23 protein-coding genes and 1 pseudogene are annotated in these 20,897 nt (G+C 61.4%); 12 read left to right on the top strand and 12 right to left on the bottom strand.

Translation table 11 applies throughout. From position 1 onward, the window contains the following. Position 1: 1 nt before the first annotated feature. Complete coding sequence (locus NKJ32_RS20145) at positions 2 to 1,009, bottom strand: alpha/beta fold hydrolase (protein ID WP_352623706.1); 1,008 nt, start codon at positions 1,007 to 1,009, stop codon at positions 2 to 4. Positions 1,010 to 1,496: 487 nt separating this feature from the next. Between NKJ32_RS20145 and NKJ32_RS20140 the strand changes: the two genes are divergently transcribed. The 3 genes and pseudogenes from NKJ32_RS20140 (at position 1,497) to NKJ32_RS20130 (ending at position 3,356) form a co-directional block, all read left to right on the top strand. Beyond that, on the top strand, positions 1,497 to 1,697 hold the full coding sequence (locus NKJ32_RS20140) for a hypothetical protein (RefSeq protein ID WP_352786116.1): 201 nt from the start codon (positions 1,497 to 1,499) through the stop codon (positions 1,695 to 1,697). A gap of 538 nt (positions 1,698 to 2,235) precedes the next feature. Next, positions 2,236 to 2,429 (top strand): annotated as a pseudogene (locus NKJ32_RS35525) (phosphoribosyltransferase family protein); the annotation flags it as partial. A 588-nt stretch (positions 2,430 to 3,017) separates the two neighbouring features. Beyond that, positions 3,018 to 3,356, top strand: coding sequence for a hypothetical protein (locus tag NKJ32_RS20130; RefSeq protein WP_352623701.1), 339 nt, complete (start codon positions 3,018 to 3,020; stop codon positions 3,354 to 3,356). 222 nt (positions 3,357 to 3,578) lie between these two features. Here NKJ32_RS20130 and NKJ32_RS20125 read toward each other — a convergent pair whose 3' ends face one another. From NKJ32_RS20125 to NKJ32_RS20110, 4 genes are all read right to left on the bottom strand, one after another. Then, complete coding sequence (locus NKJ32_RS20125; RefSeq protein WP_352786113.1) at positions 3,579 to 4,292, bottom strand: HoxN/HupN/NixA family nickel/cobalt transporter; 714 nt, start codon at positions 4,290 to 4,292, stop codon at positions 3,579 to 3,581. 16 nt (positions 4,293 to 4,308) lie between these two features. Beyond that, on the bottom strand, positions 4,309 to 4,953 hold the full coding sequence (locus tag NKJ32_RS20120) for a DUF1007 family protein (protein ID WP_352623700.1): 645 nt from the start codon (positions 4,951 to 4,953) through the stop codon (positions 4,309 to 4,311). 87 nt (positions 4,954 to 5,040) lie between these two features. Beyond that, entirely contained in the window at positions 5,041 to 5,568 is a 528-nt protein-coding gene (locus NKJ32_RS20115; protein WP_352784680.1) for a hypothetical protein, read from the bottom strand. Positions 5,569 to 5,705: 137 nt separating this feature from the next. Continuing rightward, positions 5,706 to 6,308: a class I SAM-dependent methyltransferase gene (locus tag NKJ32_RS20110; RefSeq protein ID WP_352623774.1), complete on the bottom strand. Its 603-nt coding sequence runs from the start codon at positions 6,306 to 6,308 to the stop codon at positions 5,706 to 5,708. A gap of 10 nt (positions 6,309 to 6,318) precedes the next feature. Here NKJ32_RS20110 and NKJ32_RS20105 point away from each other — a divergent pair, with 10 nt between their 5' ends. Together NKJ32_RS20105 and NKJ32_RS20100 are read left to right on the top strand one after the other, a co-directional pair. Beyond that, on the top strand, positions 6,319 to 6,678 hold the full coding sequence (locus tag NKJ32_RS20105; protein ID WP_352784683.1) for a hypothetical protein: 360 nt from the start codon (positions 6,319 to 6,321) through the stop codon (positions 6,676 to 6,678). A 175-nt stretch (positions 6,679 to 6,853) separates the two neighbouring features. Then, positions 6,854 to 7,258: a TetR/AcrR family transcriptional regulator gene (locus NKJ32_RS20100; protein ID WP_352623695.1), complete on the top strand. Its 405-nt coding sequence runs from the start codon at positions 6,854 to 6,856 to the stop codon at positions 7,256 to 7,258. Here the strand turns inward: NKJ32_RS20100 and chrA are convergent. Both chrA and NKJ32_RS20090 read right to left on the bottom strand, forming a co-directional pair. Then, entirely contained in the window at positions 7,179 to 8,594 is a 1,416-nt protein-coding gene (gene chrA / locus NKJ32_RS20095) for a chromate efflux transporter (protein ID WP_352623772.1), read from the bottom strand. The two genes, NKJ32_RS20100 and chrA, sit on opposite strands and share 80 nt — an antisense overlap. 17 nt (positions 8,595 to 8,611) lie before the next feature. Then, positions 8,612 to 9,589, bottom strand: coding sequence for a chromate resistance protein ChrB domain-containing protein (locus tag NKJ32_RS20090; protein ID WP_352828599.1), 978 nt, complete (start codon positions 9,587 to 9,589; stop codon positions 8,612 to 8,614). A gap of 111 nt (positions 9,590 to 9,700) precedes the next feature. Between NKJ32_RS20090 and NKJ32_RS20085 the strand changes: the two genes are divergently transcribed. Genes NKJ32_RS20085 through NKJ32_RS20075 form a run of 3 tightly spaced genes read left to right on the top strand, consistent with a single transcriptional unit; the run spans position 9,701 to position 12,068 of the window. Next, the gene (locus tag NKJ32_RS20085; RefSeq protein WP_352623692.1) at positions 9,701 to 10,675 is read left to right on the top strand and encodes a Fe-Mn family superoxide dismutase; all 975 of its coding nucleotides are present in this window, start codon (positions 9,701 to 9,703) and stop codon (positions 10,673 to 10,675) included. After that, the gene (locus tag NKJ32_RS20080) at positions 10,672 to 11,142 is read left to right on the top strand and encodes a chromate resistance protein ChrB domain-containing protein (RefSeq protein ID WP_352623691.1); all 471 of its coding nucleotides are present in this window, start codon (positions 10,672 to 10,674) and stop codon (positions 11,140 to 11,142) included. The genes NKJ32_RS20085 and NKJ32_RS20080 overlap by 4 nt, the downstream gene beginning before the upstream one ends. Before the next feature lie 38 nt (positions 11,143 to 11,180). Continuing rightward, positions 11,181 to 12,068, top strand: a complete 888-nt coding sequence (locus tag NKJ32_RS20075) for a DUF1259 domain-containing protein (RefSeq protein WP_352828596.1) — start codon at positions 11,181 to 11,183, stop codon at positions 12,066 to 12,068. 77 nt (positions 12,069 to 12,145) lie between these two features. Here NKJ32_RS20075 and NKJ32_RS20070 read toward each other — a convergent pair whose 3' ends face one another. The 5 genes from NKJ32_RS20070 to NKJ32_RS20050 form a co-directional block, all read right to left on the bottom strand. After that, a complete protein-coding gene (locus NKJ32_RS20070; RefSeq protein ID WP_352623688.1) occupies positions 12,146 to 12,586 on the bottom strand; it encodes a YqaA family protein in 441 nt (146 codons plus the stop codon). A gap of 9 nt (positions 12,587 to 12,595) precedes the next feature. Further along, positions 12,596 to 13,918, bottom strand: coding sequence for an MFS transporter (locus NKJ32_RS20065; protein WP_352623686.1), 1,323 nt, complete (start codon positions 13,916 to 13,918; stop codon positions 12,596 to 12,598). Between the two features lie 55 nt (positions 13,919 to 13,973). Beyond that, entirely contained in the window at positions 13,974 to 15,302 is a 1,329-nt protein-coding gene (locus NKJ32_RS20060; protein ID WP_352786104.1) for a cation diffusion facilitator family transporter, read from the bottom strand. A gap of 23 nt (positions 15,303 to 15,325) precedes the next feature. After that, complete coding sequence (locus NKJ32_RS20055) at positions 15,326 to 15,607, bottom strand: metal-sensing transcriptional repressor (RefSeq protein WP_352623682.1); 282 nt, start codon at positions 15,605 to 15,607, stop codon at positions 15,326 to 15,328. Positions 15,608 to 16,113: 506 nt separating this feature from the next. After that, complete coding sequence (locus NKJ32_RS20050) at positions 16,114 to 17,184, bottom strand: NAD/NADP octopine/nopaline dehydrogenase family protein (protein WP_352623680.1); 1,071 nt, start codon at positions 17,182 to 17,184, stop codon at positions 16,114 to 16,116. 201 nt (positions 17,185 to 17,385) lie between these two features. On the opposite strand from NKJ32_RS20050, the gene NKJ32_RS20045 reads away from it, so the two are divergent. The 4 genes from NKJ32_RS20045 to NKJ32_RS20030 are packed head-to-tail and all read left to right on the top strand — an operon-like array spanning position 17,386 to position 20,895. Then, positions 17,386 to 18,399, top strand: a complete 1,014-nt coding sequence (locus tag NKJ32_RS20045) for a LysR family transcriptional regulator (RefSeq protein ID WP_352623679.1) — start codon at positions 17,386 to 17,388, stop codon at positions 18,397 to 18,399. Beyond that, positions 18,396 to 19,856 (top strand): NAD(P)-binding domain-containing protein, encoded by a 1,461-nt coding sequence (locus NKJ32_RS20040; protein WP_352708054.1) that lies wholly within the window; start codon positions 18,396 to 18,398, stop codon positions 19,854 to 19,856. Before NKJ32_RS20045 ends, NKJ32_RS20040 begins: the two co-directional genes overlap by 4 nt. Then, on the top strand, positions 19,853 to 20,335 hold the full coding sequence (locus NKJ32_RS20035) for a CMD domain-containing protein (RefSeq protein ID WP_352623676.1): 483 nt from the start codon (positions 19,853 to 19,855) through the stop codon (positions 20,333 to 20,335). The genes NKJ32_RS20040 and NKJ32_RS20035 overlap by 4 nt, the downstream gene beginning before the upstream one ends. Continuing rightward, entirely contained in the window at positions 20,332 to 20,895 is a 564-nt protein-coding gene (locus NKJ32_RS20030; RefSeq protein ID WP_352623674.1) for a peroxidase-related enzyme, read from the top strand. Before NKJ32_RS20035 ends, NKJ32_RS20030 begins: the two co-directional genes overlap by 4 nt. The last annotated feature ends 2 nt before the right edge of the window (positions 20,896 to 20,897 follow it).

Below are 20,897 nucleotides of genomic sequence, written 5' to 3'. Positions count from 1 at the left end.
GCTACTGCCCCCGAGCGGGTCTTGTCTGACTGTCCGGGCTCTCGGATGACGGGATCCGGCCGGCGCCAGCTAGGAACATGCGGACTGCCATGCGAACCTCCTGCTGTCGTCCGACAAGAAGATGTCCTCCAGTGTCGTAGATGACCAGCTTGGCACCCGGGATCTTGGCTGCAGCGAACTCAGCTGCCGGCAGGGTGTTAAACAGATCGTCGCGCGCAGAAATAATGATCATCGGCGCAGTGATTACTTCCAGCGGCAGTTCATGCAAGGCGGGGGTGCTGTCGATGTTGATCCCGGCGAAGCGCAGCGACAGCGGCTCGACACTCTCGACGATGCTCATGACGCGGTCCTGTTCGGCCGGAAGCGCAGCCGCAACCAGCGTCGGCGGAACGCCGAGGAAACGAACGAGCACTGACGGCGCGATCTTCTCAGCGGCCCACCAGGCGAAGTCGCCGCCGGCATTGACGGCCCAGAATGCGAACCTGTTGCCGCGGCTCGCTTCGATCGACACCGGACTGGTGGGCGAATAAAGGCCTGGGACGATCAGAACGAGAGCGGTGACCTTGTCCGGATGCCGGAGTGCCAGCTCGACCGCAGAACGCGCGCCTGCCGAAACGCCGACGACTATCGCTTCGGGAATGCCCAGTTTGGACAGCAACGCCGCGTGCGCATCGGCCTGCGCGGCTGGAGAGGTATCCTGCGGAACGGGGGTGCGCAGATACCCGAAGCGCGACGGCGCGATGATCCGAAAGCCCTCGCCCACAAGATCAGCCGCATTGGCAAGCCCTTGGTCAAAGCCGCCACCGGCCCCGTGGATCGATAGAAGCGCAGGACCCACTCCATTGTCGACGTATTCGATCGGACCTGCGTCGAGTTTAGCGACCACACTGCCTCGGCTGGCGGCGTTGCGTATACGGCTCAGCTGGGTTTCGTAAGCTAAGAAGGTCACAAAGACCGCGGCCGCGAGGGCGACAAATATGGCCAGCAGGAAACCACCAATTTGCCACATAAAAAAAGCTCCACAAAGCACGACCGAATATTAGCCTGTCTGGCTTGGAGGCAAGTTGATTTTCCCTGCTTCAAGTCGGATGCTGTGAACTTTGGATACGAAGACGGTCGAATATCGCCAAGACTTCTCCGGGTTGTGCATCGTTAATCCCAAAAGCCATCGACTCGCCCAACAGGCGTGAGCAGCAGGCCCTTGTACAGCAATGACCGGAGCCGCTGCCTCTTACGTGAGGCTGACGCAGTCGAGAGGTTCGCCCGCCCGCTGATCATCGTCCTCAATTGATGCGCATCAAAGCCAGTTGAATGCAGCCCTGGTACTTCGACACAAGCAGTCGGAAAGGGTGTTGGGCGGCTACGCTCACAACCGCTGCCGTGAATGGGTGTTAGCCGCTCCCTCCTAAAACAGGGGGCGATCAGCCGATTGCTTCGAACTGGCGCGACAGCGAAGCGTCGATGACAGCACCAATGCCAAGCAACGGGAGTTCGGGATGGCGAAGAGAACAGACAATATCGAGGTTGGCATGGATGTGGCTGTGAGGTGCCGCGTCCTCGAGACTTGGCAGGATGATCTAGGGGATCAGTGGGCGACCGTGCTGATTGAGGGCTATGACCTTCCGGTCACGCTGAAGGCTGTCCACTTCTTCCCGTTGGACGACCACGACCAGCACTTGCCAGCGGCTCGTCCCTGAGTTTCACCCCGGACCCGGCCAGCATCCACGTGAGGCGGTTAGTCGAGGCAAAGCCCCGATAGAGCCTCCAGTCCAGCCAGTCGCGCGATCAGACACATCACAGAGGCGCTGGACTTCGATGGTTGCTTGAAGATCTGCTGAAGGATTTGAAGGCCCGTCTTGTGATCGGAACTTGCTGGATTGAATACATGTCGGCGCGGTTGCCCCGACTCCAACACGGAAGTTCCACCCCTCGTGGACTGCTTGACCGACATGGGTCCAGCCAAATTGATCCGGCTCAATGCGACAGTCTTCCCGTCGGCCAGAATGGCAAGCCAGATTGAAGGATCTCCGCATGACCCACACTTCATTTCGAGCGCTGGACTTATCGGGGGAGCCCGTGGCGGAACGAAAAAGAGCGGCTTCCTCATTTGCGTCCGGAATAGCTTTGGGCGCAAGCTTGGCGTCGATATCACCAAGGCGATCGAAGCGGCTTGCCCGCCACGTATTGTCTGGCGAAGTGGTCCACCTCCGACACCTCTGGCCGGTGGGTTGAACGATGTTCCACGATCGTCGGGAGGCGGGCAGAGGCTTGCCATCGAGCTGATGAAACTCCAGTTGCACCAACCTGTCATTCTGGCCCTGCCGCGCGGTGGCGTTCCTGTTGCCGCTGAAGTGGCCAAAGTCCTGAAGGCGCCGCTTGACCTCATCATCGTGCGCAAGGTGGGCGCGCCGGGCAATTGCGAGTTTTCAAGAAAAGCTGGCAACTGCGCCGCCGGATATTTCAATAATCGTTCTCTCGGCCGATATTCTCCAAAGCTGTCAACCTCGCACTTTTGGTTCTCAGGTATAGAGGTGAACAATTTCAATGGTTTCGTGATAGCGGGACCATGCGAAGTTTAGCAGGTCATTCGCTAGGCGATACGAATATGGCCCTCTTGGGCAGTCCCGGCCTGCGAAGGTGAAATGGCCGCGACGGGCCAGCATCGGCCATTGCTGAGCAGATACATTTAATGTCGTGTGCGGGGCCGAAAGCGGTCTGACAGGTTTCGAAAGTAATCGGCGATAGCCGCCCTGCTTCCACGCTAAGCCAGTTAGCCCCTTGCGCCATACCGCGGATTCTCAGATGCATGGGCTAGAGCGATTCCGCCTAGGAGTGGTGGCTTATGAAAATTCGGTATGCCGACGTCGAAATGAGCCAGGTGGACGTCCTCTTCCGCGACCGGGTCAGGGAGCGATCTCGACAACTTTCTGGTTGAGGAGCTCTTCGCATCCCCGGCCTTCCTTACATGGATGGTGTCGAAGGTTGGGAACTCCTTTTCGGCGCCGATGAGCCAACACGTGTTGCTGCAGAAGTCGCCGCCCCGCGAGAACGATCGCCGTCAGACCGACGTGCGGATCGGCTGGTTCGACGATGATCAGACGCTCCGGGCCTGCGTCTTAATCGAAAGCAAGGTCACGGCTGATTTCCAAGCCGGTCAGGCGCAGGCGTATGCTGCAGAACTGGCGGTTCTGCGCGAGCGCCTTGGAAGGAAGGTAGCCACTGCGCTCCTCGTCGCGCCAGCGGCCCGGCTGGCAACGCTCGCCCACAATGGTTCGTTCAAAGGCAGGCGGCTGCCTATACCACAATTATTACAACTGTTCCCACGAAACGCCCTCCCCGCTAGGTACGGCAATTAGGCTGCCGATCACGAGCAGCGTTCCCCCGTCGCCCATGCGCGGTTGGGCATCTACCCAATGCCTCAAAAGGATCGTCAACAATCCGGCCGCCACAGCCAAGACTATCATGGCAACAATTTTGCTCCAGTCGCTCAATTTGGCCTCCCAGCTCGTTCGGCGTGTCTCGCGCTCTGCGCTCCGGGGACCAGCCCTTGGTGCGCCACTTTGATCCAGCTCATGGCTTCAGGCCAACGCTATCTGCCAAAGAGCGACGCCAGCAAGTACCAGCCCTGCAACGCCTTCGATGCTTCGAGAGATCGCATCAAACAACCGCGGCCGGCTCTCAAAAAAATGTACCAGCCGTTCGCGAAACAGGATCGACAGAACGGCGACTGTGGATAGTGTCAGCGCCACCCCGGCCATCATGGTGAGGGCAAACAGGATGCCCGCGACCGGAACGCCCCTGGAGATGGCGAAGGTCATCACGAACAGCGTGAGCGGGCACGGGATCAGGCCGGCCATGATGCCGACCGCCTCGCCTTCATGCTTGTGGTGGTGGCCGTGCCTTAATGCGCGCCCTATCATCCACAGGCCGATCAGACCGAGCAGCCCGCGGCTGACGTCCTCGAGCAGCGGCGCGCGGCCGACGCTGCCGAGGGCGATCGAGACTAGCGGCAGGGAGAGGACGGCAATTACCACGGCAATCGTCACGTGGGTGACGGATAAAGTAGTCGATACGAGAAGGCCGCGCGAGACCTTCGCATCCGATCCGGCGAGATAGGTCGCCAGCACCGCCTTACTGTGGCCTGGCGTCAGTGCGTGCGCGGCGCCGAAGAGCACGCCCATCGGCAGGAACGCCATGAACCCCAGCCAATCACCGCCGGCTGACAGCAACTTGATCTGCTCGGCAAGCGCCAGATAGATCGTGCGCTGGAATTCGACGAGGATCTGGAACATTGAGCGAGCCGATCCCTCACGCGCAAGTCAGTTCGAGGCGTGTGGCGAAAATCTTGCCGAGATCGGTGCCGGTCGGATCGCTGAAGAACGCATCTGTCAGACTTTTCTGGTTCTGCGCGATCGCCGTGTCCGGATCGGGACGCACGACGGCGCGTGCGCAGCCTTGCGGCAGGCCGGCCACCGCAAGTTTGTCGTCGTCGGTGAAATCAATCGCCGTGTAGAAAGTCGGATCATAGACGCCAATGCTGACCTTGCCGGCAAGCGGCAGTGTCTCTTTCGGCTGCGTCTCGAACTGGATGACGAGTTGATTGTTCTCATAACTGGTGACGAACCTGGCCGGCGGCGTCATCGCCACGTCCTCGCCATCCACTGTGACCATTTGAAAGTAATTGTACTCGGCAAGCGAGGCGTGGATGGTGAGAGCGGCGGCGTCGAGTTCCTTTGCCTCGAGCACGAGATCGGCGTTCTTGTCGAACTCCATCAGCACCGTCGAGGAAAAGAGCTCGTCGAACCGCCACAGATGCTTGAGCGACTTGACCGACTTGTCGGGGCCGACCGTCAGGTCCAGCCGCGCCTCTGCGAAAACGTGAGGATGGGCGCCAGCCGCAACGCTGGAAGCAAGCAGGAGCGCCGAGCCAAAAATCGTTCCGGTCAGTCGCATTTGCGCTGGCTTTTCGTTTGTCGTTTCACGCCAGCCGACTGATCTGGCAGCGCAAGCAGGCCAAATTGGGACGCGACCGGAAGCCTTTCAGTCATCGACGATCGAACTTGCAATGATGGCGTCCGGTGCGCCCCGAGCGGCCGGCGACGTCAAATGCACGAGTTGCTTGCGATTGCCCGCGATCAGTATGAACAGCCGGGAAACCTGCCTGCCCTTCCTCTCCTCGCCGATCTTCTCGGCGTCGGTGCGGTCAAAGAACCGCTTTTCAAATTCTGCGCGATCGACATCGAAGAGCTTGACCGAGCAGGTCTGGACGGACCTGCCGTCCATGGTCGCCCTGGTCACCGCGACCATCGTTCCGGCTGGTAGGTCCTTGCCGCCGACCTGCCATCCACGGAACTCTTTCATGGCAGCGACAGGAGCAAGTGCCTCGCCATCGGAGAGCGGCTTCCATCCACGGGTCTTTGCCAATGTCTCGGTTCGTTCGAAGTCTGGGCCGTGCGCCAGGCATGTTTCGTGGAAGGCATTGAGCGCCCGGTCGACGGTATCGGCATGCGCAAGCGGCGATGCCAACCACACGGCCGCGAGCGTCATGGAAAAGACGGGCTTGGGCATTCTTGGACCCGGGTATCGAAGCAGGCCGGTATAGCCAGTCCAGCAAGATAACGCCCGGGCGGCTGCGAACGCAACGCGGCCCAGCCCGCCCTGTCTTCTGGCAGCGTCCTCGGTCCGATCGCCCCCGCATGCGGCGATCAGCCAGGCTGGACCTTGTCGGTCGTTGCGCGAACATAGTTCAGGTTCATGGTCCCAACGGCGCCGATGTCGCTCACCTTGAACCCGCGCTGGGCCAATAGCGCGCCGACCGCATTCATGTCGATATGTCCATGCCGGTGGAGCCTCGGCATTCTGGATTCGCGTAGCGGCCTGCCGAAGTCGATCAGCAGCAGCCGGCCTCCGGGCTTCAGAACGCGCCCGGCTTCCCGGACGAAGGCCGATCGAACGGGCAGCGACAGATGGTGCAGCATGAGCGTGCCGATCACGATATCGAATTGCCCATCCTTGAAAGGAAGTTCCTGAGCAATCGCCTTGACGAAGGTCAGGTCGAGACCCGCCCGCGCAGCCTTGACGCGTGCCCTTTCGACCATCTCGGCCGAAGCGTCGACGCCCGTGACGCGACCATCCGTGCCGACAAGGGGCCTTGCGGCAATGGCAAGCGTGCCGGTTCCGCAGGCGACATCGAGCACGGCTTCGCCGGACTGGAGCGCTGCCAGGCGAAGCATAGAGTGGCGAAACCGGCCCTCGCGGCCGAAGGTCAGAACGCGCGCAAGCAGGTGATAGCCTGCCGCCCTGTGCAGGACGATGCCGATGCCCTTGACGCTGCCGGCATGCGCTCCGTTGCCGGCGGACCGCTTGTGGCGAAGTCCGCCCCAGCGCCACGGCCACGATCACTGCCAGAATGAGACCGTGGATCGTAGCCGTCCAGGCACCGGCATTGAGATAGCCGGCCCCGAATTGAAGCATCAGCAGGGAACCCGCGACCAGCGACAGTTTGACAACTACGGCAAGCGCGATAACGCCCTTGCGGGAATGCTGTGCGTCGCCGGCCCGATGACCAAATTGGTGCATGAATTTTTTGCCGCCTCTCTATTTCGGTGTGCTCAAATGATCATTCAGCTTCTGGACTTGGCGTATCATACTGGACACAGTGTCTGGAAAAGCTGTTGAGAGACACCGGACCGCTGAATGTCCGGAACCGCACGCGGCAGGGCGCAGTGACCATGAAAATTGAGCGGACCGACGACAGGGGCACGATCGACCGGCGCGTCGCGCGCGCACGCGCGCCCTGCTGCAGGACGCGCTGATTGCCCTGATTCCCGAGCGCGGCTACGCGGCACTCACCGTGGAGGACATCTGCCAGAAGGCTGATGTCGGCAGGTCGACCTTCTACACCCATTACGCCGGCAAGGACCAACTGCGCGGTGCGACCCTGGAGGCGCATCTGCAGTCGCTGAACAGGCGCATGTCGGAAAGGGAGCAGGCAAACCGCCGCCTGTTCGAATTCAGCCTGCCGATGTTCGAGCACGCGCAGGCCTTCCAATCGGTGCACCACGCGCTGCTTTTGAGCAGCGGCGATACGATCCACGACCAGTTGCGCGAACGGATCCGACGCGCCGTGCGAACCGAACACACCTCCTGCATGCCAGTCGGGAGGCCGACTGCACAGCCTAGACCAAACCCGTGGCGACGCCGTAAAGAACACCCAATATCGAACAGGTCGCGAGGACCTGGATCATGCCGACCTTGAAACGGAATACCGCCAGCAGCGCGACGAGCGTCAGCACCAGCGACGGGATATTGATGGAGTTGAGCACCGGCACGTCTAGCGTCATGCCCAGCCAGCTCAAGTCATGCAGTTCGCGGAACAACACATGAAGCGCGAACCATACCGCCAGGTTTAGGATCACACCAACCACCGCTGCAGTGATGGCAGCCAGCGCTGCGGACAAGGCCTTGTTGCTGCGCATGGTCTCCATGAACGGCGCGCCTAGGAATATCCATAGGAAGCACGGGATGAAGGTTACCCACGTTGTCAGAAGACCGCCGAGTGTTCCGGCTACCAGCGGGGTAAGCACACCTGGCGCACGGTAGGCCCCCATGAAGCCGACGAATTGGGTGACCATGATGAGTGGACCAGGCGTAGTCTCGGCCATACCGAGACCGTCAAGCATCTCTCCTGGCTTCAGCCAGCCATAGTGCTCCACACCCTGCTGAGCGACATAGGCGAGGACTGCGTAGGCGCCGCCGAAGGTGACCATCGCCATCTTGGAGAAGAAGATCGCGATATCGGTGAAGACGTTGCCCTGCCCTAGGAATGCAAGCAGCGCGAGGACCGGGACCAGCCATAGCAGTAATCCCACTCCGGCAACTTTGAACCCCCACCCGGCGGAGGGCCGTGCATGAGCCGGTATCCCTTCGCCAAGCGCCGAGTCGGCATCATCGACCTGCGTGCCGGCAAACTTGCCATGTCCGTTGCCCGATTTGAAAGCAGCCCAGCCTGCCCTGCCGCCGACGTAACCGATCACAGCCGCGGCCAGGATGACCACCGGAAACGGCGCCTTGAAGAAGAACAGGGCAATGAAGGCGGCGGCGGCGAGGCCTACCATCACATTGTTCCTGAGCGCCCGCCTGCCGATCCGCAGGACCGCTTCAAGCACAATGGCCAGAACTGCCGCCTTAAGGCCGAAGAAGAGCGCCTGAACGGCGCCGACGTTGCCGAAAATCGCGTAGATCCAGCTCAGGACCATTATCGCGATTGCCCCGGGCAGGACGAACAGGGTGCCGGCAACGAGGCCGCCTTTGGTCTTGTGCATGAGCCAGCCGATATAGATCGCCAATTGCTGCGCCTCAGGACCGGGCAGCAGCGTGCAGTAGTTGAGCGCATGCAGGAATCGGGTCTCGCCGATCCAGCGCTTTTCCTCGACGATGATCCGATGCATCATGGCGATCTGGCCCGCCGGCCCACCGAAACTGAGCATTGCCACACGAGCCCATACGCGCATGGCTGCAGCAAACGAAACGCCGTGGTCGTGAGTCCCGGCTGAAGAGGGCGTCGTCGCGACGGTCTGCTCCAGATTGGCCATTGCTTGCGTCCTTTCGGTCATCCGCGTTTCTTGCCGAAATACTGATAGAGGTTGTCGAAGACAGGAGCGCCCTGCGCGATCCGTTGCTCGTCGCTCTTGTTCGCCATGGCGATGCCGGCGATCAGGCTAGCAATGCCTGTCGCCTCTTCGCGACCGAACTTGTTGTCCTTGAGATCGATGTCATGGACGATCTCGGCGATGGCCTGCAGCGCCGGGTCGTTGATGGCGGCGCGGGCAAGCAGAACTTCGAAGCTGCAGCGATCGCCCTCATGCGTGATTTCGCCTTCAAACATGTCGAAGCGCAATTCCCCCTCCTTTGGCACGTATCCCTTGCCCGCCACGAAGCGGATGATCGCATCGGCGTCGATGAAACGACGGATCAGCCAGCTGCAAGCAATACGGTCGACATGCACGTCCCGGCGCGTGACCCAGATCCGGCCTTTGAGCTCGGCCGGGTCAGCCGCCTTCTTGGGCTCTTCGGTCATGCCGTCGTCCTTTGCAATCTGTGCCTCGAGTTCGGCGATCAAACCCTCGGCGGTGAGGCGACCGCTGGCGCCGAAAAAGTCGATCGTCACCACTTCAGCGAGCCGCTTGCGCAAGCGACCCAGTTGCGAACGTGCCTCGGCATCCTTTTCCGATGTCGCGTCGGCCCCAATCGCTGCAGCCAGTTCGCGCGCTTCCCCAGCGACCCCCGCATAGTCGGCATCACGGGCTGCGTCGAACAGCGCCCGCACCTGGGCGTCCGACAAACCATCGACGAGGCGCGCCTCGCACATCATGGCCTCGCCGCCGCCAGCGACGATCTCCTTCAGAAGCCATTCGAAATCCTCCTGCATCTCGGCATTGGCCGGCAGGGCATAAACGGTGCTTTTGACTGCGACCGCGCCGATGCCTTGCAACCGTCGCCAAATTTTCACCCGGAAGTAGGCGGGCTTGCTTGGCAGTTGATGGATCAGAAGCAGCCAGCGCTGCTCCTGCGGTTGCCCCTCATTCATAAATGAAACCGTATCACGAACAAAGTGAAATGCAACACTTGTATCATTTTTCGTTTGAGCATAGCCTTCGCTTCCTCGCGGATGGGCCGTGCCGCCGAGCGAGAGAACCCGATGCCACACCGGATCATGCCGCTACCGTTCAAGCCGCCCAGGCTCGTCGGCTTGTCCGAACGGTTGTTGGCCAGCCACTACGAAAACAATTACGGAGGTGCCGTTCGCCGCCTCAACGCCATCGAACGGCGGCTCGACGAACTCGATTGGAGCACGGCGCCCGTCTTCGACATCAACGGGTTGAAGCGCGAGGAGTTGGTTGCCACCAATTCAGCGATCCTCCACGAAATCTATTTTGATGGGCTGGGTGGCACCGGCGATGCCGGTGGCGATCTCGCCGCCGCGCTGGAGCGCGACTTCGGCAGTGTAGCGAACTGGCGCGCCAGGTTCATGGCATGCGCAAAGGCGCAAGCCGGCGGTTCTGGATGGACCTTGCTGACCTGGTCGGAGCGTCGCGACCGGCTGACGATCCAATGGGCGGCGGACCACACCAACTGCCTCGCTGGCGGCATACCGATCCTCGCGCTCGACATGTACGAACACGCCTATCATCTCGATTTCGGCGCGAAGGCCGGTGCCTATGTAGACGCCTTCATGAAGAACATCCATTGGGATCGGGTCGCTCTCCGCCATCAGCGAGCGGTTGCGCAACGCGATCCCGCAGCTAGGGCTGAGTCGGTTGAAAGGATTCCGGCAGTCGGGCCGGAGGAGTTGCGCGCGCGCCTCGATCGGGGAGAAGATCTCGTTCTGCTCGACGTGTGCCTAGCCGAGGATCTGGCAAAGCGCAGCGATATGCTGCCGGGAGCCAAGGTCCGCGCACCCGAAAAGATTGCCGATTGGGCGGAGGAGGTGCCGAAAGACAGGCCGGTGATCGTCTATTGCCTCTATGGCTTCCAGGTCAGCGGCGACGCCGTCGCCGAACTGCGCCGCCGCGGCGTCTATGCAAGTGCACTTTCAGGCGGCGTCGCCGCCTGGCATGCGATCGGCGCGCCAACCGTCCCCCTGGTGATGAGCGAAGAAAGGATTTCATCATGAAATGGGTTACTCGCGAACGTCCGGTCATCGACCGCATTGCCTGCCCCTGGCTGATTGCGCGCTTCATCGACAAGGAGCCGGAGTTTCTCTTTGTGGCGCCGGATCAGGTGATCCATGTTGCCGAGGAAACCGGCGCGACGCCCTATGACGTGCCCGGCGTCGAGTTCACGCATGTCGGCGACGGCTGCAGCTTCGACACCTTCGTCTCGAAATATGGCCTCGAGCGCGACCCGGCGATCGTGACCATTGCCGCAATCGTGCGCGGTGCCGACACCGACCGGCACGATCTCACGCCACAGTCGGCAGGACTACTCGCGATCTCCATGGGTCTGCGTGATGTGACACCCGACGATCACGAGGTGCTGAAGCACGGCTTCGTCATCTATGACGCACTCTACGCCTGGGCCTCGCGCCGCAAAGCGGAGACCCACAGCTGGCCACCCGCGCCGAAGCCGGCGGCCGCATGACAGATCGGGCAATGGGGCAGATCACAAGGAGATATCCCATGCATGCAAAACTCATGATCGGTGCAATCTCGATTGCAATGTCAGCGTCGCTCCAGCCCGCCGCCGCGGCTCCCGATTGGCAAATGGTTGCAAAGACACTCGGCAAATCCGGAACCGAAATGCCTGATGGCGTCTACAGGGTCGACCTGCCGCGAACCGACCTGAAGGTATCGCTTGACGGCGTAGCCGTTAAGCCTGGCTTTGCCCTTGGTGGCTGGGTCGCGTTCGAACCGATGGGAAACAAGGTCATGGTCATGGGTGATATCGTCCTGACGCAAGACGAAGTGAACCCCGTCATGAAGAAGCTTGAAGAAAGTGGCATCGAGATCACCGCGTTGCACAACCATCTGCTGCGCGCAGAACCGATGACCCTTTACATGCACGTCCTGGGTCAGGGTGATCCCGTGACGCTGGCGGCGGCTCTTCATGCCGGGCTGGCGCTGAGCAAGACGCCAATGGTGAATGCCACGCCCGCTGCGACACAGCCGCAGATCGCGTTCGACACGGCCGCCGTCGAGCAGGCCATCGGTCGCAAGGGCAAGGCCAACGGCGGCATCTACCAATTCACCATCGCGCGAGCCGAAACGATCACCGACGGCGGTATGACGGTTCCTGCGTCCATGGGCAGCGCCATAGGCATAAACTTCCAGCCAACCGGAGGGGACAAGGCTGCGATCACAGGCGATTTCGTCCTCATCGCGTCGGAGGTCAACCCCGTGCTGCGTGCTCTGCGCGAGAACGGCATCGAGGTAACGGCTTTGCATAGTCACATGCTGGATGAGCAGCCGCGACTCTTCTTCATGCACTTCTGGGCGAACGACGACGCCGTCAAGTTGGCGCGTGGCCTCAAGGCGGCTCTGGACAAGATGAACCTTGCCAATAGTTAGCCTGGAACCACACGGGGATGTGGATCAGAGGCGAGGCCGCATGCTGTGACCTTGCCCTGGCCTTCTCTGCCGACCTGTCAGATCACGTTCAGCGTGACGGCGGCAAGAATGAGATAGCGGCCGGCTTTCGCCATCGTGACGATCGCAACGAAACTCCAGAGCGGCTCGCGCAGCACTCCGGCCACCACCGTCAGCGGGTCGCCGATGACGGGGACCCAGCTCAGCAACAGGCTCCATCGTCCATAGCGGCGGTAGCGCGTCGCGGCGTGGTCGAGCGCGGCAGACTTAACTGGAAACCATTTGCAGTCGCGAAAGCGGTCGATGCCGCGGCCAAGCAGCCAGTTGACCACCGAGCCCAGCACGTTGCCGACGGTCGCGACGAGGATCAGCGCTGCCGGTGAGTGGCTGCCGGCCACCAGCAGGCCGGCCAGCACCGCTTCCGATTGCAGCGGCAACACGGTCGCGGCTGCGAACGCGGTTAGGAAAAGTCCGCCACAGGCGGCAAGGTCCCCGAGCATCGCAGCCGGTCAGCTCGCCTTTGGCCATTTTGGATGCTGATCGTCGACGACATAGCCATGCGAATGCTCGAACCCCGTTTCGGTCCATACGGCGTCCTCGAGATGCGAATGCCCATCGGGCAGATCGTCATGGGTGTGGGTGAGGACATCGGGATCATGACGCGGCCACAACCACATCGCTGCGAAGAGTGCGGCGGCGCCGATCACGCCAAGGAGGATGAAAGTGAAGGACAGGCCCATCGCGGCGCCGACGCGCCCGGCGATCGGATAAGTGATCAGCCAGCAGGCGTGCGAAAGCGCGAACTGCGCCGCAAACAGCGCCGGCCGGTCGACGGGATTGGCCGAGCGCTTGATAAGCCGTCCGGACGGCGTCTGCGCAAGTGAGTAGCCGAGCCCAAGCACAAACCAGAGCGGCAAAAGCAGCTCATAAGTGGAAGCGAGCGGACCGACGAACACGCCGGCGACCAGTATCCCCGCGCCCCAAAGCATCGCCACCCGGTCGGGGATGCTCTCCAGCAGCCTTGGCAGAACGAGAGCTGCAATCATTGAGCCACCGCCAAAGGCTGCAAGCGCAAGTGCCGTGTCGCTCTGGGAAAGCCCGAATTTCGCCTGCACCAGCACGACGGTGTTGACGATCACCATGGCGCTGGCGGCGGCGACGGCAAGGTTGAGCGCCAGAAGGCCGCGCAGTCTCGGCGTCGCCAGATAGATGCGGATGCCGCGCGTTGTGCGTTCATAGATGCCGCGCGGTTCAGACGGCTGCGGGCTTGGCAGCACCACGGACACGACCAGCACCGCGGATCCCAGGAAGCCGATCACCGCGCCAGCAAACAGGCTGTGGAAGCTGACAACGGAAAGCAGGGCCGCCGCCAGCATCGGACTGATGACGCTCTCCAGATCGTAGGCCAGCCGTGAAAGCGACAGCGCCCGCGTGTAGTCCTTCTCGTCGGGCAGCACGTCGGGGATCGACGCCTGGAACGTCGGCGTGAAGCCCGCTGAGGCCGCCTGCAGGACAAAAATCAATACATAGATCTGCCAGACCTCGGTGACGAAGGGCAGGAAGACGGCGACCGCGGCCCGCACCAGATCCAGCGATACAAGCATGGTGCGGCGCGGCAGGCGCTCGGCGAAAGCCGCCGCCACGGGCGCCACGCCGACATAGGCCATCATCTTGATCGCCAGCGCAGTGCCCAGCACGGCACCGGCATCGGCGCCGGCAAGATCATAGGCCAACAGCCCGAGCGCCACGGTAGCGAGGCCAGTGCCGATGAGCGCGATGACCTGCGCCAGAAACAGGTGCCGATACGTACGGTCGGCGAGGACTTCCAGCATGATGTCTGTCTTCTCGGGTGCTTGGGCAGCGCAAGGTGCCGCGCCAGTCGAGGGATCAGTGATGGTGGCCCTCCGGCTCAACCATCTTGAACGGCAGGATCTGTTCCCTGCCCTTCGCGGTTAGAATCAGCCTCGCCGCGAACTCATGCGGCTCGGCGGGGGCGACGCTGCTTTCGAGCCGGTGGTGATCGCCCGCGACGGGTCCGAGCGGCAGCGTCTCGGGTCCCCCGGGCCGGTCGATGATCACGGTTGCCCCGAGGTCGTCGGCATGGCTGTCGATGGTGAGACGCAGGCGCTCGCCTGCGGGCGTGTCGACGATTTCAAGCGTGCCGGTTGCCATATCGCAGGCGACCTTGAACGGGTCGGGTGCGTGGTGGGCATGGCCGGTATTTGCAGCCAAAGGTCCGCCCTCGCCTTCCAGGCGGATGTTCGCTTCCGAGAGGGCCGGCAGGTGGTCGAACAACTCCTCCCTCAGGGCATCGGTGATGCCGACCACTTCCTTCGCGGTCGCGGTGTCGGCCACCTTGATGGCGATGTCGGCATGAAGGCGATGGCCGATCCAGCGCGCCTGAACCAAGGCGACCCGCTCGATGCCCCGCACATGCCCGGCGGCATGATGGATCTCATCGACGATGCCGGGCTCGACGCCATCGAGCATGCGCGTAAGCACCGCCTTTGACGACTGCCAGACGATGGCGAAGATCGCCACCGTGATCAAAAGGCCGATGATCGGGTCGGCAAGCGGAAACCCGAGCCAAACGCCAATGGCCCCAAGCACCACCGCAAGGCTGGTGAAGCCGTCGGTGCGGGCATGATAGCCGTCGGCGATCAGCGCAGCACTGTTGATTTCGCGGCCGACGCGGATGCGGAACACGGCGACAGCCTCATTGCCAACGAAGCCGATCAGGCCGGCGGCCGCTACCCAGCCGAGGAAAGCGATGGGTTTGGGGTTGACCAATCTGTCGATCGCCTCATAGCCGGCGACGATGGCGCTGAACAGGATGATCAGGACGATAACGATGCCGGCCAGGTCCTCGACGCGGCCAAGGCCGTAGGTGAAGGTCTTGCTCGGCTTGCGCCTCGCCAGCATGAAGGCGATCCACAGCGGGATGGCGGTGACCGCGTCGCCGACATTGTGGATGGTGTCGGCAAGCAGCGCCACGCTACCCGAGAGGAATACGATGACCAGTTGCAGCACCGCTGTGATGGCTAGCAGGACGAACGCCCATTTGATCGCCCAGATGCCACGTGTGGTCGTCGCGATGGTGGGATCGACCACGCCGTGCGTGTGGCCGTGTCCGCCCTCGGCACGGTCATGGCCATGCCCGCCGAAGCCCTGGCTTCCAGGGCTGATGCCGAACCAATCGCGTATGCTGTCCATCATGGCGAGGCCTCAAAATTCCTTGCTCAAAGATATTTGGTGATGTCCTTGAACTCGTCGATCGAGCGCCTCTGCTCACGCGGGAGCGGACCCACGACATCCTCTAGGCAGTGGTTGAGATGGTCCTGGATGAGCGTCTTCTTGGCTTGGCATATGGCCTTCTCGACGGCGTGAAGCTGCTGGGCGATATCGATGCAAGGTCGGCCCGTTTCGATCATCTCTATGACGCCTCGTAGATGGCCATCGGCGCGTTTCAGACGTTTGATAATATCGGGATGTGTCTCGTGGACATGGGGGGGTCTATTCATGAGAAGGTCCTATCCCCCTGGAGAGCATCGTGTCAACGACAGGAGGCGTATTCAGCCCGCCAATGTTGCTCCGCCTTCATCAGAGCCCGCGGCTATTTTTGGTTCCCAGCGCGGTCGGCGTCAGATATAATCGCAGGACTGACTTGATAGGCGTCCGGCGAGCATCCACTCTTCGTGAGAAGGTGCTTGAAAGTGCCAAGCAAGAGCGCACGAACTGGCCGCACTTGTAGCAACCAACGAACTTGGCAGGAAGGCCCGACTGAAGTGCTAAGATTTCAAAAAAGTTGGTCCGGCCTACGAGTGATATTCAGGGACAACGCGAGCTATTTGAATTTTTTGCTCGCGGCTTCCTTGAGTAGGCCCTCATATCCAAGGCTGCTCGCTGAAACTGTAACCGCCAGTAGCGGCTCGATCGGCCTCTGGCGTCGGCGACCGTCCGCCTGACTCCCCCTTGAACCCTACCTCGTGCCCGCACCTGCCCGAGTCGGCTCAGCATTTTGCGACCATTAGAATCCCTCACGCGAAAGGTTCGCGAGGTCCACGTCTGACAACCCTTCGATTCCCAAAGCAGGAAGAATATCATTATCTGCCTTGAGATCGCGACCATAAGCCGCCGACAATATGGAAACTCCAGACTCGTGGAGTATCGCCGGTTTCCCCGTTATCTTCCCCAGTAGTACGGTCGGCAGCAGTCCGAACGGAACATCCTCGAGAATATAGCGGCTTTCGATGGTTGTCGGGCCAAAGCCGCCACGGCCCTGGCGGTCCATCTCCTGGTTCATCTCCGAAACGGTTCCCAGCGGGACATGGAACGACAATGAAAAATGCTCTTTGACGGTACGAACCGCGATACCAAAATGGCTGGCGATGGCGAGCCGTTCGGCATCCAGAGCCTCGATAAGGCGGCCCACGGCAGGGGTGACGTTTCCCCCCTGGCTCCATTGCTCGGCCTTTTCCATGCGTGTCAGATTAAGAAGCGCAATTCCTAGATGATTTTGCGGATTGAGGTTGCTGAGCGCGATCGCAAGCATACCGTCGCGCTTGACGAAACGATCGCCGAACAAGGTCGCGCAAAGCTCGTGTCCTTGATCCTGATAACTGAAAGGCAGCGTCGCAACGTCAAGCTTCTGGCGAATGGTGGTGACATGGACTTCGGTTGGTCCGAGTTGGCGGCCGGTCAGTAGTGTTGTGCCCCAAACGACGATCGGCAACCTGACCTTGCGCTCCGCCAACCGCTTGGAGAGATAAAGCGCCGAGAACGAACAATGCGAACTGATGATGACCGGGATTCCATCAATGAGATGGGGGACGGCGGCATCCATCACCATCTTGTGGCCGTAAGCCGGAAGCGCAATCATCACCACGTCCGCGTTGGCGACGGCATCCTTACAATCCCTGGCAATGCGCATCGGTGCCGTCGCCGCGATGTCCCCCGTCGCTTTTAACAATTCGCCGCCAGCTAAAGCCCTGGTGCGCAGTCCCGACGGTGACCAAAGCATTGGCGAATGTCCTGATCCTGCCAAATAGGCGGCAAGGCCATAACCAATTGCTCCGGCGCCCAGAATACTCACGCGCATAATATTCCTCCTGTTGCAGGCTTTGTGGTTCGAGAATCCTTGCCGTCGTCACACATGAAAGTTTTCATCAGGAGGTTCCGCAGGCCGGAGTCGCGTCTGACGTCCTCGGCCGCTTCCCGATCGGGATTCCGGCTCTGAAGCCGGCCAAATGCACAAAGCCGTAACGAACATTAGTTTCCGCTTGACATATATCAAAAACGAATGAGACGATGTCAATCATACGGATTGCGCATGAAGGAGACCATGGAAACCCGAGACCTTCAGACGTTCCTTGCGGTTGCCGCCAGCGGCAGCATCACCAAGGCGGCTGACATGCTCGGGCGGTCCCAGCCTGCGGTGACACGCACCATTCAGGATCTCGAGGCCGAGCTTGGCTTCGAATTGCTGCATCGGATCGGTCGACGGGTGCAGTTGTCTGAAGAGGGAGTGGCCTTCGAGGAAGAAGCGCGACGCCTGCTGATGTCCTTCACCGAACTCGCAGCACGTGCCAAGATGATCGCCGCCGGCAGGGGGCGAATCCTGCAGATTGTCACAACCTCTGCGATCGGCACCGGCTTGATCCCGACGGCGCTGGCTGAGCTCCAGGGTGCGGAGCTTCCGCACGAGACGCATCTCGGGCAGTTTCTTCCCTCGATCGTCGCCCAGGAAGTGCGCAGCGGACGCGCCGAAATCGGATTTTCAAGCCTGCCGCTCGATACGCCCGGTCTGGATGTCCTGCGGCTCTATTCGGCGCCTGATGTCGCTGCCGTGCGGGAGGACGATCCGCTGGCTGAACTTGACGTGGTTCCGCTTTCGGGTTTTGCCGGGCGCCGCGTCGCCACGCTGCTCAATCCGCTGCGTTTTCAGTTGCACGTCGCTAAAGCGCTGGCGGCTCGCGGCATCGACACCGGCCCAGTGATCCGGACCAATACTGCCTATGGTGCGTTGCAGATCGTGCGTCAGACTGGGGTTGCCGCTGTCATCGATCCCCTCACGGCATACGGCGTGCCCCTGCCCGGTGTCGTTATTCGCCCTCTCGACGTAACCGTTCTCTTTTATTGGGGCGTTGTGGCTGCCGCAAACCGTCCCCTTCGCCCAGTTGCGCAGGCGTTGATGGATGCGGTCGAAGCGGTGGCTGAACGGTCAATTGCCGGTTTCAGGAAACTCGATCCAGCTTTGGCCGGCCAATTGGTCACCGATCCTGCATCGGGCACAAATCACGGAACGGGAATATGAAGCATACTCCCACTCCTGCAGGCCTTGCTGCACTGGAAGCACAGCTTGCGCAAGATCTCGACTATCTCGAGTTGCCCGCCAAGCCCTGGGTCCCACAGCGCTTGCATGACGGCGTCCCGGTCCGTGACGTGGTTGTCATTGGCGCCGGCATGTGCGGACTTGCTGCCACCGCAAAGCTGGTACTAACCGGAATCACCAATGTCGTCGCCTACGATGCTGCTCCGACCGGGCTCGAAGGGCCATGGGTAACGTTTGCCCGCATGCAAACGCTCCGGTCGCCGAAGACCCTGCACGGTCCGTCGCTCGGGCTGCCGCAATTAACCTTCCGCGCCTGGTTCACGGCGCAATGGGGCGTTGAGGCCTGGCGGTCGCTGGACAAAATCCCCAAGGGCCAGTGGATGAATTACCTGGTCTGGTACCGCAAGGTTCTCGGTCTGCCAGTGCGCAACAGCGTGCGCATGACCGGCCTCGCACCCGTTGGAGATCTGATTGCGATCGATATCGAGGGCGCGGAAACCGGCCGGGTTCTCACCCGTCGTCTCGTTCTGGCGACCGGTCGGTCCGGTCTGGGCGGTTTTGCCGTTCCCGATTTCCTCAAGGGCATCGATCGCGCCCATTGGGCTCATTCTGCCGACGACATCGATTTCGACTCGCTGAAAGGTAGGCACGTGGCCGTCATCGGCGCCGGTGCCTCTTCCATGGACAATGCCGCAACAGCCCTCGAGGGTGGCGCCGGCTCAGTCGACATGTTGATCCGCCGCAAGGAAATGCCGCGCATCAACAAGCTGACCGGCATCGGCAGCCAGGGCGTTGTACATGGCATCTATCACCTGCCCGATGCCTGGAAGTGGAAGTTCTTCGACTACACCGCCTCGGCCCAGACACCGCCGCCGCGTTCATCGACGCTCCGCGTGTCTCGCCACCCGAATGCGCGGTTCTTTCTCGACTGTGGCATAGTCGCGGTAAAGGAAGATGCCGGAGGCCTTCTGGTCGAAACCACACAAGGGCCGATGCGCTACGATTTCATGATCGCGGCAACCGGATTTTCAAACGACTTCAACGGCCGCCCGGAATTTGCAGCACTCGCGCCACGTATCCGCACTTGGTCGGATGGGCGATATACGCCCGATATGGGGCCGCCGCGCGCAGGTATGTCGGACGCGCCCGATCTCGGTCCTGCCTTCGAATTTCGCGAACGCGTCCCCGGCTCCTGCCCGATGCTAGCACATATCCACTGCTTCAACGACGCCGCCATGCTGACCCACGGCAAGGTCTCCGGCGATATCCCGGCCGTCAGTGCCGGTGCCGACCGTCTGGTCCGCGGCATTGCCGCGTCGCTGTTTGCCGAAGATGTCGAAACCCACTTCGCCAATCTGATCGCCTACGACACGCCCGAGCTTCTGGGCGACGAGTGGGTCGATTCAACACCCTTGCTACATAAGGAGGCCGCGCTGTGATCGACGCCATGGACAAGGCCGCGGGGATTTCCCCGGACGATGCTCTTTTCACCGCGCGGCGGTTTCGGGCCGAATTCGTGCAAGGGGCCGAGGAATGTCGCCTCTCCGTCCTGCAGCCGGCAAACGATCAGGGGCTGGCCCCGAACCTGCGGGTTGCTCTGGCCCGTCGTATGGCGGCTCTGAATGATGATCCCGTCCTAATGGCCGAATATGATGTGCAACTGGCCCAGCTTGGTCCGACGGAGCCGCTTCTGGCCTTGGCTCGGGGGGAAACGGATTTGAATGAACCCCTGGCGACCATCGTCCGTCATGTTGACCTGATCACCCTTACGCCGAAAAAGGCGGAGGCGAACCACATCGCCCTCCTCGCTGCGGCCGGACTGAACAATCCTCAGATCGTCGCGCTCTCCGAACTGATTGCTTTCGTAAACTTCCAGACGCGGGTTGCGACGGGCCTGCGATTGTTGAGGTCGGCATGATTTCCTCGGTGCGCCTAAAACCGCTCAATTGGCATCCCTACATCGCACCGGTCGAGCTCTCCGAGGCCACGCCGGAACAGCTCGAAGCGATGAAGGTCACGCCATCGGCCAAGAAAGTTTCGGAGTATGTGCGCACCCTTGTGCATGATCCCGAGAGCTATCTTGCCCGCACCGTCTTGTTCAACGCGATCATGTATGTCGAAGGCGGGCTTGCCCGTCCCGACCGCGAACTTGGCGCATTGGGTGCCTCGATCGTCAATGGCTGCAAATTCTGCGCCGTTGTTCACGCCCGCCGCCATGCAGAGCTGACCAAGAGCGATGACGTGGTCACCGCGCTGTACCTCGACAAACCGGAAGCGCTCGGGCCACGCGATGCGGCAATCTACAGCTTTGCCCGCCGTCTGTCGGCGGCACCGTCGGAAGCAACGGTAGACGACATCGCCTCGCTGCGATCCGTCGGCATGGATGACGCCGAGATCATCGACCTGATCCACGCCATATCGATCTTCGGCTGGGCAAACCGGCTGATGCACGTTCTCGGCCACGCGGAGAGCGGATGATG

Origin of the sequence: Mesorhizobium sp. M0159 (assembly GCF_040322295.1) — a bacterium.
Lineage (GTDB): Bacteria > Pseudomonadota > Alphaproteobacteria > Rhizobiales > Rhizobiaceae > Mesorhizobium.
The sequence above is the reverse complement of the archived record's forward strand: the minus strand, read 5'-3'. Positions and strand labels throughout refer to the sequence as shown.

Excerpts from the sequence above, each read along its gene's own strand:
- NKJ32_RS20145 (WP_352623706.1), bottom strand. The coding sequence starts at position 1,009 with ATGTGGCAAATTGGTGGTTTCCTGCTGGCCATATTTGTCGCCCTCGCG.
- chrA (WP_352623772.1), bottom strand. The coding sequence starts at position 8,594 with ATGGCCAATCTGGAGCAGACCGTCGCGACGACGCCCTCTTCAGCCGGG.
- NKJ32_RS20080 (WP_352623691.1), top strand. The coding sequence starts at position 10,672 with ATGAAATGGGTTACTCGCGAACGTCCGGTCATCGACCGCATTGCCTGC.
- NKJ32_RS20040 (WP_352708054.1), top strand. The coding sequence starts at position 18,396 with ATGAAGCATACTCCCACTCCTGCAGGCCTTGCTGCACTGGAAGCACAG.
- NKJ32_RS20140 (WP_352786116.1), top strand. The coding sequence starts at position 1,497 with ATGGCGAAGAGAACAGACAATATCGAGGTTGGCATGGATGTGGCTGTG.
- NKJ32_RS20030 (WP_352623674.1), top strand. The coding sequence starts at position 20,332 with ATGATTTCCTCGGTGCGCCTAAAACCGCTCAATTGGCATCCCTACATC.
- NKJ32_RS20120 (WP_352623700.1), bottom strand. The coding sequence starts at position 4,953 with ATGCGACTGACCGGAACGATTTTTGGCTCGGCGCTCCTGCTTGCTTCC.
- NKJ32_RS20075 (WP_352828596.1), top strand. The coding sequence starts at position 11,181 with ATGCATGCAAAACTCATGATCGGTGCAATCTCGATTGCAATGTCAGCG.
- NKJ32_RS20090 (WP_352828599.1), bottom strand. The coding sequence starts at position 9,589 with ATGAATGAGGGGCAACCGCAGGAGCAGCGCTGGCTGCTTCTGATCCAT.
- NKJ32_RS20125 (WP_352786113.1), bottom strand. The coding sequence starts at position 4,292 with ATGTTCCAGATCCTCGTCGAATTCCAGCGCACGATCTATCTGGCGCTT.
- NKJ32_RS20055 (WP_352623682.1), bottom strand. The coding sequence starts at position 15,607 with ATGAATAGACCCCCCCATGTCCACGAGACACATCCCGATATTATCAAA.
- NKJ32_RS20115 (WP_352784680.1), bottom strand. The coding sequence starts at position 5,568 with ATGCCCAAGCCCGTCTTTTCCATGACGCTCGCGGCCGTGTGGTTGGCA.
- NKJ32_RS20060 (WP_352786104.1), bottom strand. The coding sequence starts at position 15,302 with ATGATGGACAGCATACGCGATTGGTTCGGCATCAGCCCTGGAAGCCAG.
- NKJ32_RS20085 (WP_352623692.1), top strand. The coding sequence starts at position 9,701 with ATGCCACACCGGATCATGCCGCTACCGTTCAAGCCGCCCAGGCTCGTC.
- NKJ32_RS20070 (WP_352623688.1), bottom strand. The coding sequence starts at position 12,586 with ATGCTCGGGGACCTTGCCGCCTGTGGCGGACTTTTCCTAACCGCGTTC.
- NKJ32_RS20045 (WP_352623679.1), top strand. The coding sequence starts at position 17,386 with ATGAGACGATGTCAATCATACGGATTGCGCATGAAGGAGACCATGGAA.
- NKJ32_RS20050 (WP_352623680.1), bottom strand. The coding sequence starts at position 17,184 with ATGCGCGTGAGTATTCTGGGCGCCGGAGCAATTGGTTATGGCCTTGCC.
- NKJ32_RS20105 (WP_352784683.1), top strand. The coding sequence starts at position 6,319 with ATGCCCTTGACGCTGCCGGCATGCGCTCCGTTGCCGGCGGACCGCTTG.
- NKJ32_RS20065 (WP_352623686.1), bottom strand. The coding sequence starts at position 13,918 with ATGCTGGAAGTCCTCGCCGACCGTACGTATCGGCACCTGTTTCTGGCG.